The 12830-nt window shown below is 40.7% G+C and carries 11 protein-coding genes and 1 tRNA gene; all 12 read right to left on the bottom strand.

Features of this window, described 5'->3' with window-relative positions:
- Positions 1-65 precede the first annotated feature (65 nt).
- The 12 genes from BMW98_RS09470 to BMW98_RS09415 all read right to left on the bottom strand — a co-directional run bounded on the left by BMW98_RS09470 (position 66) and on the right by BMW98_RS09415 (position 12766).
- On the bottom strand, positions 66-929 hold the full coding sequence (locus BMW98_RS09470) for a sigma-70 family RNA polymerase sigma factor (RefSeq protein ID WP_090258349.1): 864 nt from the start codon (positions 927-929) through the stop codon (positions 66-68).
- Between the two features lie 96 nt (positions 930-1025).
- Positions 1026-3158 (bottom strand): polyribonucleotide nucleotidyltransferase, encoded by a 2133-nt coding sequence (gene pnp, locus BMW98_RS09465; RefSeq protein ID WP_090258348.1) that lies wholly within the window; start codon positions 3156-3158, stop codon positions 1026-1028.
- A gap of 95 nt (positions 3159-3253) precedes the next feature.
- Positions 3254-3529, bottom strand: coding sequence for a 30S ribosomal protein S15 (rpsO, locus tag BMW98_RS09460; RefSeq protein ID WP_090258347.1), 276 nt, complete (start codon positions 3527-3529; stop codon positions 3254-3256).
- Positions 3530-3587: 58 nt separating this feature from the next.
- Positions 3588-5330 (bottom strand): LptF/LptG family permease, encoded by a 1743-nt coding sequence (locus tag BMW98_RS09455; protein ID WP_090258346.1) that lies wholly within the window; start codon positions 5328-5330, stop codon positions 3588-3590.
- 75 nt (positions 5331-5405) lie between these two features.
- A complete protein-coding gene (locus BMW98_RS09450; RefSeq protein WP_090258345.1) occupies positions 5406-5801 on the bottom strand; it encodes an START-like domain-containing protein in 396 nt (131 codons plus the stop codon).
- 112 nt (positions 5802-5913) lie between these two features.
- A tRNA-Met gene (locus tag BMW98_RS09445) sits at positions 5914-5987 on the bottom strand.
- 133 nt (positions 5988-6120) lie between these two features.
- Positions 6121-6465, bottom strand: coding sequence for a 50S ribosomal protein L20 (gene rplT / locus BMW98_RS09440; RefSeq protein ID WP_090258344.1), 345 nt, complete (start codon positions 6463-6465; stop codon positions 6121-6123).
- An 88-nt stretch (positions 6466-6553) separates the two neighbouring features.
- The gene (rpmI, locus tag BMW98_RS09435; RefSeq protein ID WP_090258343.1) at positions 6554-6748 is read right to left on the bottom strand and encodes a 50S ribosomal protein L35; all 195 of its coding nucleotides are present in this window, start codon (positions 6746-6748) and stop codon (positions 6554-6556) included.
- A gap of 20 nt (positions 6749-6768) precedes the next feature.
- A complete protein-coding gene (gene infC, locus BMW98_RS09430; RefSeq protein ID WP_090258342.1) occupies positions 6769-7314 on the bottom strand; it encodes a translation initiation factor IF-3 in 546 nt (181 codons plus the stop codon).
- A gap of 91 nt (positions 7315-7405) precedes the next feature.
- Positions 7406-9364, bottom strand: coding sequence for a threonine--tRNA ligase (gene thrS / locus BMW98_RS09425; protein WP_090258341.1), 1959 nt, complete (start codon positions 9362-9364; stop codon positions 7406-7408).
- A 110-nt stretch (positions 9365-9474) separates the two neighbouring features.
- Positions 9475-11988, bottom strand: coding sequence for a DUF5686 and carboxypeptidase-like regulatory domain-containing protein (locus tag BMW98_RS09420; RefSeq protein ID WP_090258340.1), 2514 nt, complete (start codon positions 11986-11988; stop codon positions 9475-9477).
- Positions 11989-12070: 82 nt separating this feature from the next.
- Complete coding sequence (locus BMW98_RS09415) at positions 12071-12766, bottom strand: TrmH family RNA methyltransferase (RefSeq protein WP_090258339.1); 696 nt, start codon at positions 12764-12766, stop codon at positions 12071-12073.
- Positions 12767-12830 lie beyond the last annotated feature (64 nt).

Genomic DNA, 12830 nt, shown 5'->3' with positions numbered 1-12830 from the left:
CCTGAAAAAGGCATAAAAAAAGGCCTTCTTTACGAAGACCTTTTCTCAAATAAATACTGTATAAATTAACCCAAATAAGGTTTTAAAGCTTTACTTCTAGAAGTATGTCTCAATCTTCTAATCGCCTTTTCCTTGATCTGTCTTACACGCTCTCTTGTTAAATTGAATTTCTCTCCAATTTCCTCAAGCGTCATAGAGTGCTCACCGTTCAACCCAAAGTAAAGTGTAATTACATCAGCTTCGCGCTGCGTAAGGGTTGAAAGTGCACGCTGAACTTCTCTTCTCAAAGAGTCATTCATCAAACCATCGTCTGGCTTTTCTTCTGCATCGTTCTCCAATACATCCAACAAGCTGTTCTCTTCACCTTGTACAAATGGGGCATCCATTGAAACGTGACGACCTGAAATTTTCATGGTATCTACCACCTCGTTGGTCGTTACTTCCAATACTTCAGCCAATTCGTCTGGAGAAGGCTCACGCTCAAACTTCTGTTCAAGCTCTGAGAATGTTTTAGAGATTTTGTTCAAAGAACCCACACGGTTCAATGGAAGTCTTACAATTCTAGACTGCTCTGCCAAGGCTTGCAGAATAGACTGACGAATCCACCAAACAGCGTAAGAGATAAATTTAAAACCACGGGTTTCATCGAAACGCTGCGCAGCTTTAATCAAGCCAAGGTTACCTTCATTGATCAAATCGCCAAGTGAAAGGCCTTGGTTTTGGTATTGCTTAGCCACAGAAACTACAAATCGCAAGTTTGCTTTTGTAAGTTTTTCTAAAGCTAATTGATCTCCTTCTCTAATTCTTTTCGCCAAATCAACTTCTTCGTCTGGCGTAAGAAGATCCACTTTACCAATTTCTTGTAAGTATTTATCTAAGGACTGAGATTCCCTGTTGGTAATCTGCTTACTAATCTTAAGCTGTCTCATTCAATATTTTTGGGTTTACACTTTACTATTCAATTCAGAACAATAAGGAAAGTACTAAAAGTTCCTATATGTTCAAACGCAGTATGTCCGAAACTGTTATGCTTCTTTCTTTTCTGGTTTAGGAAGAAGCGCTTTTCTAGACAATCTGAACTTACCAGACTTCTTATCGATGCCTATAAGTTTCACTGTCACTTCTTCTCCAACTTCTAGTATACCTTCCATGTTTTCAAGTCGTTCCCATTTAATTTCAGAAATGTGCAACAACCCGTCTTTTCCAGGCATAAACTCAACAAAAGCACCAAATGGCATGATTGACTTCACTTTACCATCGTAAGTTTCGCCAACCTCAGGCATAGCCACAATTGCCTTAATTCTACCCAATGCAGCTTGCATTGCAGCATCATCAATTGCGAAGATCGAAACCACACCTTTGTTGTCAACTTCTTCGATGTTGATTGTAGCGCCAGTTTCTTTCTGAATTTCCTGAATTACTTTACCACCTGGTCCGATAACCGCGCCAATCATATCTTGAGGGATAGTCATTTTGTGGCTTCTTGGAACGTGTGGTTTGAAATCTTCACGAGGCTCTTCAATCGCCTGTGTCATTTCGTTTAGAATGTGAAGTCTACCTTCTTTCGCTTGGTTCAAAGCAGTCTCTAAAACTTCGTAAGAAAGACCATCTACTTTGATATCCATTTGACAAGCCGTGATACCTTTTGATGTACCAGTAACTTTAAAGTCCATATCACCAAGGTGATCTTCATCTCCAAGAATATCTGAAAGAATAGCGTACTTACCAGTTTCGCTGTCAGAAATCATACCCATAGCGATACCCGAAACAGGTGCAGAAATCTTAACACCAGTATCCATCATGGCCAATGAACCAGCACAAACTGTAGCCATAGAAGATGAACCGTTAGATTCAAGAATATCTGATACTAAACGAATAGTGTAAGGGTTTTCTTCTTCAGGCGGCAACACTTGTTTCAAAGCTCTTAGGGCCAAGTTACCGTGTCCAACCTCTCTTCTACCCGGACCTCTGTTTGGTCTTACTTCGCCAGTAGAGAAACCAGGGAAGTTGTAGTGAAGAATGAATTTGTTGTAGCCTTCTTCAGTAGCTCCATCAATCATCTGCTCATCTAGCTTAGTACCCAAAGTACATGATGTTAGTGATTGAGTTTCGCCCCTTGTAAACACAGCAGAACCGTGTGCAGAAGGCAAGTAATCTACTTCGCAGCTAATCGGACGAATTTGAGTAAATTCTCTACCGTCTAATCTCTTTTGCTCTTCCAGAACAAAGTTTCTGGCAGCAGACTTGTGTAGTTTTTTGAAATACTGGCTTAAAAGGAAGCCATCGTATTCGTGATCTTCGCCTAAAGACTCGATAAACTCATCTTTAATAGCTTTGATGTTAGCACTCCTCAAAGCTTTGTCGGCAGTTTGCTGTGCAACGCTAGCGTAAAGCTTATCATAGATTGCAGACTTCATTTTTTCTAATAAAGCCTCATCTTTCTTCTCGTGATCGTAAGTTCTTTTTTCAGTAGCACCAACCTCTTCGGTCAACTCAATTTGAGCGGCACACTGAACTTTGATAGCTTCATGAGCCACTTTCATTGCTTCAAGCAAATCGGCTTCAGAAACTTCTTTCATCTCACCTTCAACCATCATAATGTTGTCCTTATCGGCAGCAACAATAATGTCTAGTTCAGATGATTTTGCAATGTTTTTAGAAGGGTTTACAATGTATTCACCTTCGTTTTTCACAACTCTTACTTCAGAAATTGGCCCGTTAAATGGAATGTCTGAAACAGCAAGTGCTGCAGATGCTGCAAGTGCAGCCAATGAATCTGGCATTACGTTTTCGTCATGCGAGATCATTGAGATCATTACCTGCGTATCGGCATGGTAATCGTCTGGGAAAAGTGGACGAAGTGCACGGTCAACCAAACGGCTAATGAGTACTTCGTGGTCAGAGAGTCTACCCTCTCTTTTTAGAAAACCGCCAGGGATTTTACCTGCTGAGGCGAATTTCTCTTGATAGTCAACTGATAGTGGAAGAAAGTCTACATCTTCCTTAGCATCTTGAGCAGAAACAACAGTAGCCAATAACATGGTGTTTCCCATTCTCACTACTACAGAACCGTCTGCCTGCTTTGCTAACTTACCCGTTTCAATTGTGATTTCAGCGCCATCGGGCATTTTGATGGACTTGGTGATAACTTTTGACATATAGTTTGTTTATAAATAAATAGGCAGGAAGATACAACAACCCGCCCTAGTTTAGAAGCAAAGAAGGGAATTCCTAAGAATTCCCTGCTAAGTTTTTACTTTCTTAAATTCAATTCTGCAATAATTGCACGATATCTTTCGATATGTCTATTGTATAGATAATCTAGAAGTCTTCTTCTTTTACCTACCAATTTCAAAAGACCAAGTCTTGAAGAGTGATCTTTCTTGTTTGTTTTCAAATGCTCTGTAAGGTGATTGATACGGTAGGTGAAAAGTGAAATTTGAGACTCTGCAGATCCAGTGTCAGATTTCGACTTTAACCGACCATGATTCTCAAACAACTCTTGTTTCTTTTCGCTTGATAAATACATGCTTAGCTAAATTATAATTGTGATAAAATAAACAGCCGCAAAAGTAGTGAGATTAGTTTTAATTCACAACTTCGGCTTCTTTTAAAGTTTTCCTTTTCTCGAAGAACTTTCTTAGTCTATGAATAAGGGTAACATAGGCATCCGATTCGAACAAACGCGCATCATTTCTGGCTTGGCGCAAAAAGAACAAACCAACAGGCAAAAGAATGGCATTGGACATCCAAACAGCTATTACTGGGTCCATCACATCTTCTTTCCCCCACTTGTCACCAGTAGTGTTCAATATGTAGTAAATCAGGAAGAAAATAACCGACACGATTACCGGCATACCTAAACCTCCTTTTTTGATAATAGAACCAATTGGTGCCCCAATGAGGAACATAATTAGGCAAGCAAATGAACGCGACATTTGCTGATTACGCGTAATTACAAACTTGCGCTGATCTCGCTCAATTGACTCAACAGTCCTCAAAATTGTAGTCAACCTATTTTTAGCAGTACGCATATTCGTGATACCGTTATTTATAGAGTTGGTAAACCTCATTCGATCATAGTAAACCGTATCATCAGGGTTATAATACTCTCTAAATGCCTGAATATTGAGATCCCTATCAGCCAATCTTCTCTTCTTTTCTTGTATCACTTTGGACACCGGTGCTTCAGGCTCAGCATTTACACCATCTTGCAAGCCCCCCACAACCTCTTCTCCTTCCAAAGCTTCAGTTCGTTGTTGAGCCACAATTTCATCAACCCTATCCTTCAACCCCGAGCCTTCTATCGGATTCACCCTAACAGTATCCTCGACTACCAGATCCTTCGACTTCCTTAAAGACCGAATTGAATCATAAAATGCTTTGCTGGCCAACCATTTACTTGGCGGCTCCATATCTTTCAATGCTGTAAACCTAAAAGAAATAGAGACCTGTTTGAACAACTGAATTCGCTTCTCATACAAATCTCGAGACATAGAGTCAATTCCATAAAGCAACTGCTCTCTAGTTTGCACCAATCTACTCCTTCTAAAAAGCTTCTCGTCAGTCTTACCCATATCGAAAGAAGACAGGTCGAAAACCATTTTACTCGACTTAAAATTATCGCGAATAAACTGCCCTCCATCTAACCTATCCTGATAGGTTTCTTTCACGTTTTCCTCATACCGCGTACCATCAAAAAGCTCCAAAGCCAAGTATCTCTGATTCATAAATGAATACATTCTACCCGAATCAGCAATGGTTACTTTCTTATTGTATTGGGAATTCTGGTTAGTATGGTCGTAAATAATAATGTCCTTGAGGTGCTCATCGGTAACCTTGTCGTTTACCTTAATGCTATAGCCAGGAATACCATCATAAAAGACCCCCTCTTTAATATCCAAAGCGGGTTTTTTGGTACGCATATCCCAAAGCAAACTGTAAGTTTTAAGGTTCACCTTAGGTACCAATTGGGTATTGGTATAATAGGTTACACCAGTAAGAAAAAGTACGAAGACAAAGATTGGCACTAGTGCCCTAACCAATGAAATACCAGAACTCTTTATGGCAGTCAGTTCTGAGTGCTCACCCAAGTTACCAAAGGTCATAATAGAACTTAACAGTACGGCCAAAGGAAAGGCATCTGGCGAACTAGAAATTGAGAAGTATGTAATTAGCTTAGCAAAGATATCGAAGCTCAAACCTTTACCGAAAAGCTCATCGAAGTAACGGATAAGCGTAACGAGTAGTAGAATAAAATCGACAACAATAAGGGTAAGCAAGAACGGCCCAATAAACGAACCAAAAACCAACTTGTCTATTTTCTTCATCACGCGTTCCTAAAGCATCCAAGCGCAACAAAGATCATGCCCTGCGCATGTAATTCCAAAAAATACAACTGATTATTAAGCTCCTAAAATCTCCTTGAGTGAATACACCAAGTTCTCCCATAAATCCTGCTGTTCTTCGGGATCGTCTAGGTCCGAATAATCGGTGATTTGGATAAACACAGATTGTGTTAATTCATTCACGTTTAGCTTCAGTTCGATGTAGTTCGGGTCACCCTCATCTTCTTCCGTTTCTGGTAGAAACTCAAACTTTACACTAATATTTGTTCTTTGTGAAGCTTTCTTGGCCCGGTGCTCCTCTCCATCCCATAAGAAGATATACACCTTATCTTCATTAATATTCACATCATCAGCAAACCACTGCGCCAGTCCGCTTGCTGTGCTCAAATACGGGAAGAGCATTTTTTGAGACGCGTTTATCTCAAACTCTGTAATAAACTTATTCTTTCCCATAGGCCAAAAAATATAGGTTACGAGGTAATATATGACTTATTTATAAGATTACAAACCTCGAACTATAAGTGAAAACAAATAAAAAACCCAGCCGGAAATCGACTGGGTTTTGTAGCGAAGACGGGAGTTGAACCCGTGACCTCAGGGTTATGAATCCTGCGCTCTAACCAACTGAGCTACCTCGCCATTGGTCTCTCGAATCATTTTCGAGGCTGCAAAGGTAAGCAACGAACTCTTAAAATCACAAGCTTATTGCACACCTTTTTACAAAAAAATACCCCGCCAATTTGACGAGGTACTGAATCTTGTTGGTAGTGAATTACTTAACTTTTTCTACTACCGCTTTGAATGCCTCAGGATGATTCATTGCAAGGTCAGCTAAAACCTTTCTATTCAATTCAATTCCTGATTTACCCAACTGACCCATAAATTGAGAATATGACAAACCGTGCTCTCTTGCACCTGCATTAATTCTCTGGATCCACAATTTTCTAAATTCTCTCTTTTTCGCTTTTCTATCTCTGTAAGCGTAAACGAGACCTTTCTCAACGGCATTTTTCGCTACCGTCCAAACGTTTTTTCTTCTTCCCCAGTATCCTTTGGATAACTTGAGTACTCTTTTTCTTTTTGCTCTTGAAGCAACTGAGTTTACTGATCTAGGCATAATTTAATTTTTTGATTTTTGGCGATCCCGAGTATCGAGATACTTAAGGCCAAACCTCCGGTTAAACATTAGAACCTTCTAATAGAAATTAGATGTTGAGCATGTGCTTTACGTTCTTCTCATCAGACTTGTCAACCAAGCCCATGTGAGTAAGATTACGCTTCTGCTTCGTCTCTTTCTTGGTCAAGATGTGGCTTTTGAAAGCATGCTTTCTTTTAATTTTGCCACTTCCTGTCAATTTGAAACGCTTTTTCGCTCCAGATTTAGTTTTTACTTTAGGCATTATTAATAATTGTTTAAAAATTATTTCTTCTGTTGCTTAGGTGCCAAGAAAAGGAACATTCTCTTTCCTTCTAACTTTGGCAGTTGCTCAACCTTGGCGTATTCTTCCAAAGCTTGCGCAAACTTAAGGAGTAAAATTTCTCCTCTTTCCTTATACACAATCGTTCTTCCTTTAAAATGAACATAAGCCTTAACCTTTGCTCCTTCTTTTAGAAAGTTGATTGCGTGCTTAAGTTTAAACTCGAAATCGTGGTCGTCCGTATTCGGCCCAAACCTAATTTCCTTCATGACCGTTTTAGCAGCTTTCGCTTTAATCTCCTTCTGCTTTTTCTTTTGGTCGTACTTAAACTTAGAGTAATCAATTATTTTACAAACCGGAGGAGTCGCCTTTGCTGAGATTTCGACCAAGTCTAATCCTTCGTTCTTCGCCATTTCCAGCGCTTTCGCGAGAGGAAAAACTCCTTGCTCTATGCCTTCGCCTACAACCCGAACCTCTCGGGCAGTAATCTTACCATTAACTTTGTACGGCTCTTCTACCCGACCTCTTGGCGGATAGCGTCTTCTCATTTTTGCGATTGTAACCTCCTTGTTTTGTTAAAATGACTGCAAATGTCGCTATTATTTTTCTAATAATCAACATAGTGCAACTCAACAATTTTTATTCTGCCGAGCTACCAAGCGACTTTGCTTTTTCGTTATTAAAATAAGTAATGAATTCGTCTATTGAAAATGTTCCCACATCTCCTTCGCCATGTTTACGTACTGCTACGGCCCTGGCTTCAGCCTCCTTCTCCCCTACAATGAGCATAATTGGGATTTTCTTCACTTCTGCATCGCGAATTTTTCTTCCAATTTTTTCATCTCTATGGTCAACAAAGCCTGTGATGTCATTGTTCTCCAAAACCGAATAAACTTCTTGAGCATAATCGGCATATTTTTCTGAGATAGGTAAAATAGCCACCTGATCTGGTGTTAACCAAAGTGGAAACTCACCAGCGCAGTGCTCAATTAGCACGGCAACGAAACGCTCAAGCGAACCAAATGGTGCCCTGTGCAACATTACCGGTCTGTGTTTTTGGTTGTCAGAACCTGTATATTCTAGCTCAAATCGCTCTGGTAAATTATAATCAACCTGAATTGTTCCAAGCTGCCATTTTCTACCCAAAGCATCCTTAACCATAAAGTCTAGCTTAGGACCATAAAAAGCCGCTTCTCCAAGCTCTGTAACAGTATTTAAATTCTTTTCTGCAGCAGCTTCGATAATTGCGCTCTCCGCTTTATTCCACGCCTCATCAGAGCCAATATACTTTTGTTTGTTCTCAGGATCTCTTAAGCTTATTTGCGCTGTATAGTCAGCAAAGCCAAGTGACTCAAACACATAAAGTACCAGGTCTATTACCTTTTTAAATTCCTCTTTTACTTGGTCTTGGCTACAGAAAATATGGGCATCATCTTGGGTAAAACCTCTAACGCGTGTTAAACCATGCAACTCACCACTTTGCTCGTAACGATAAACCGTACCAAACTCTGCCAAACGCACCGGTAAGTCTTTATAAGACCTTGGTTTCGACTTGTAAATTTCACAGTGGTGCGGGCAGTTCATTGGCTTAAGCAAGAACTCTTCGCCTTCGTGTGGCGTATTAATTGGCTGGAAAGAATCTTCCCCGTATTTCTCGTAGTGACCTGAAGTAACATACAAATTCTTATGCCCAATATGAGGCGTTACTACAGGCTCGTAGCCGGCTTTTACTTGCGCCTTACGCATGAATGACTCCAAGCGCTCGCGTAGCTTTGCTCCTTTTGGTAACCAAAGCGGCAGCCCCATTCCTACTTTCTCAGAGAAAGTGAAAAGCTCCAGCTCCTTACCAATTTTTCTATGGTCGCGCTTCTTGGCTTCCTCTAGCATGTGAAGGTATTCCTTCAACTCCTTTTGCTTAGGGAAAGTAATGCCGTAAATACGCGTTAATTGCTTTCTCTTTTCGTCACCACGCCAGTATGCTCCAGCCACATTCAGTAGCTTTACAGCTTTGATCATTCCTGTATGCGGAATGTGTGGTCCACGGCAAAGATCCGTAAAAGCACCTTGTTGGTAGAAAGTGATTGAACCATCCTCTAGGCCATCAATAAGCTCTAGTTTGTATTCATCACCTTTTTCTTCAAAGTAAGCAATCGCATCTGACTTGCTTACTTCAGAGCGATTATAAGTATTCTTTTCGCGTGCCAACTCGAGCATTTTGTTCTCAATTTGCTCAAGGTCTGCACTGTCAAATTCTTGATCACCAAAATCGATATCGTAATAATAACCATGCTCAATGGCAGGGCCTATTCCAAGCTTAATACCAGGGTAAAGCGCCTCTAGTGCTTCGGCCATTAAGTGAGCCGATGAGTGCCAAAATGTTGATTTTCCGTCCTGATCGTTCCAGGTGAGTAGTTTCAAAGCGGTTTCTGCAGGCAAAGCTCTGTCTGCATCCCAAACTTCTCCGTTTACTTCGGCCGCCAATACGTTACGTGCAAGCCCTTCTGAAATACTCATGGCCACATCCATGGCCGATGCTCCTTGCGGAAACTCCTTTACATTGCCATCAGGCAAGGTTACTTTAATATTTGAATCACTCATTTTTCTGTTACCCAATGCTACAAACCATCGGGATTTGGTTAAAATTTAGAGAGTGCAAATATGCAATATTTCTTTGTTCTACTAGGGCTAAAAGAGATAAATCGCGGGAATTAAAGGGATATATCGAAACTAACCTTTATTGTGGATTTTCTCACCCTTGGCTGATCTAGGTACGTAAGCCTTCGCACATAGTCTACCCTAAAGAATTTTAGGATGTTTTCTATACCAATACCTACCTCTGTGAATGGTTTGCTAGGCTTTAGTGTTCCGAATTGAGGCAAGGGATTGCCGTTTTCATCTTCCAACACTTGTACTGCCAAAGTAGACTCACTAACTCCCCCGAATAACATACTACCTGTACCTACCAACCTCCACTTCAGCTTCTTAATCAAAGGGATTCTATTCAGAATAAAGCCTTCAAACTTGTGCTGTAGCTTAAGCGACCCATAGGTTTCGCTCACATACTCATAGAAATCCATGGTGTTGAAAGCTATGTCGGTGTACACGATAGATTCGTTACCAATGTGTGCCGTAAGCAAGGGATAAGGAACTTCATCGAAAATATGCCCTGCATTGATTTGGTAGCTCATATTCCCCCAAAAACCCATTTTGAGGGTTTGAGAAACCGCTATATCCACCTTATTGTAATCAAAGTCTCCGTTAATTGGCCCTTTGAAACCGCGGGTGTATGAAAGCATGAAGATTGGCCAACGCAAGGTTCCTAAACTAATTCGGTTATTATCATTGATTAGGAAGGTTTCATCGCGGGCATATTTTAGCCTAACAATTGTTTCCGTGGTTGTAAAATCTGTGCCTAATGGCGAATCTACCCGATTCAATTCCTTTCTGTATCGGAAGTCAAAAAGAGGCGTAAAGTTTTGGTTCCTTAGCGACACAGAAGCCGAAAACGCCCGTGAAAACTGGCGCGCAAACTCTACTTGTGCCCTGTCGTAATAAAACGGCCGAACCAAATCGCCCAGAGAAGTTAGTGCGATAAAGGCACTACCCTCTGCAATACTTGTTAGCGGGTTTACCTGTACACCAAACTGATCGATATCCGTTCGGTAGTTGGCTGATATTGTGGTCCACTTTTTCCGATCTATAATATACTTTGCACCAAAACCGTACTTCCATTTTTTATCGTCAAGGCCGTAAGCGCCATAGCCATTGAACTGCCACTTTTTACTAAAGTTCTCATTGGTTCGCCCACCTAATCGGCCTCTCCAGCCTTCCACATTATTACCTGAAATGGTTAAAGGGATCGGCCCAATGTCGAACATTCCAACTTCCACATAGCCACGAGCGGCCGTTTTCATTATCTCAGTCCAGGTTTTTACGAAAGGAATATTATTCAGCGTATCAATCATGGCGATAACATTCACCTCCGTAGGGCTAAGTTTCTCATGCCTGTGCTGCGCCCAAAAGTCTTCGCTATTGGTTACGGCTTCTTCTGCCAGTTCAATACCTCGTTCGTAAAAACTTGTAGGTTTAGGTTTGGTTACTTGCAGATTCTGATTGGAGCTGTAAAACTTAGCCAAGAACCCAGCCGAGTTATTGGTAAGCTCTGCCACATCAACCAAAATTCGTGATTTCACCGGCAACCATGGCCCAGTTTCAGTTCTATCCAACTCCTGCTGAATCTTAATCTTCTCTATAAAGTTGATGTTAGCCGTTTTTGCCATGGTAACATCAATTCTCTTCAAGGCAAACTCATTTTTGGTAATCCACATTTTACCAGTAAAAGCCAACTCCTGATCGTTTTTCGGCTGAAACTCCAACAAATAACAATAGTCATCATCTATGTACAAACTATCCTGCAGCTCATAATCGTAGAGCAATCGCCAGCCATCCCCAATAGGCGAGGCGAATTCCTTGTCTACAATATTCATTCTGTTTTGATAGAAATTGTACTGCTGAAATGAAGAACCAATTACCTGACTGATCAATGAGCCATCCTCTAAACCAACGCCTGTAATTTTGGTGTTTCGCACATACTCCTTCTGCAAACGCGGTTCGGAACGATAATAGAAATCTGAAAGCGATTCGGAGATAAAAAGCGGCAAAATCGGCTTTCCATCTTCACCAGCAATGGTCTCGATAGAATCTAGAACCGAGGTTATTCGCTTCATAAACTTCTTTTCGCGAAGCTTATCCGTAATGTTGTCCACATCTACCTCAATCTTATTGTAGCTAGTATACTGATAGGCATCGAGCGACCTTTTGTCGTTGCGGTTCTTGTTTTCAATTATTTGGCGCATAATTGGAAAAGCAGGATTCTCTTGCTTCCCTGCCACAATAACAAAATCACCCAAATTGGTAGCCTCCGGATTAAGCTGAAAATTGAGCACTTGGCTTACGCCTTTTTCGTAGCGCTTTTCTTTTCTTTCATAACCAATGTATGAAACCACCAGCGTATCGGATTCAGCATCGCCTTTGATCTTAAAAAAACCATCGAAATCGGTAGTGGAGCCAACAGACGAACCCTTGATTACCACATTGGCAAACGGAATGGGATCTCCTGTGGAAGAATCGGTCACTTTACCTTCAATAACCGTTTGTGCGTGTGTATATACTCCGCTAAATAGAAGTAAAACACCAAGAAGTGGTGTAAGTATTTTGGTCAAAGCTAATTTTTAGTTCCTCGGTAGTTTCTTGGTAAACGATACAAAGTTGAAAAAAGTAATTTTTAGTTTGAAGATTTCGAGCTTAACCATCAATTTTTTCAGAATGTTCCTTCAAAAAGATATTTATTAAAAGGTCTGAGCGTTTGACGATATTCTGATACCATTCAAATTTCAAGTCTTCTTTCTCCTCTTGGGTTAAACGCCAATCAATTTCGCTGTTATGGAGTCGCGAGGTTAACTCGTTCAGAATCAATGCTGCGCTCACCGAAATATTGAACGATTCGGTAAATCCATGCATTGGTATGTGAATTAGTTCGTCCACATTGGCTTTGGCATAATCGCTCAAGCCTTGCTTCTCCGTACCGAAAATAACTGCCGTTCTTTCCTCAATGTTTAATGTATGTATAGATGCACTTTCAGGGTTTGGGGTTGTACCCACTATGCGATAATTTTTCTTTTTTAAATCAGCAATGCACTTGTTTATACTATCCTCTTCCCTTTCATACTTGTGCAAAGTGGTCCATTTAGAAGCACCTCGAACCACATTTGGATTCACATTATAATCGTGCAGGTTTTGGGTAACGTATAGGTCTTGAATACCAAAACAGTCGCAAGTACGCATTACGGCACTGGCGTTTTGAGCATGGTAAATATCCTCTAAAACCACGGTCAAGTGTCTGGTTCGCTTAGCCAATACTTGATCGATCAAACGGATTTTATTCTCCGTAACGTATGCCTCAAGCATTGTGGTTAGTTGCCTTACTTTCTCTCTATCCATAAAACAAAAGCTGTCTTACCTATGGCAAAACAGCTTTTAATGTGTAACAATAATTTTCGGAGAT

The organism is Roseivirga pacifica (assembly GCF_900111145.1).
In the GTDB taxonomy this organism is placed as follows: Bacteria; Bacteroidota; Bacteroidia; order Cytophagales; family Cyclobacteriaceae; genus Roseivirga; species Roseivirga pacifica.
Note: the sequence above shows the minus strand (reverse complement) of the source record. Positions and strands in the feature narration are given on the sequence as shown.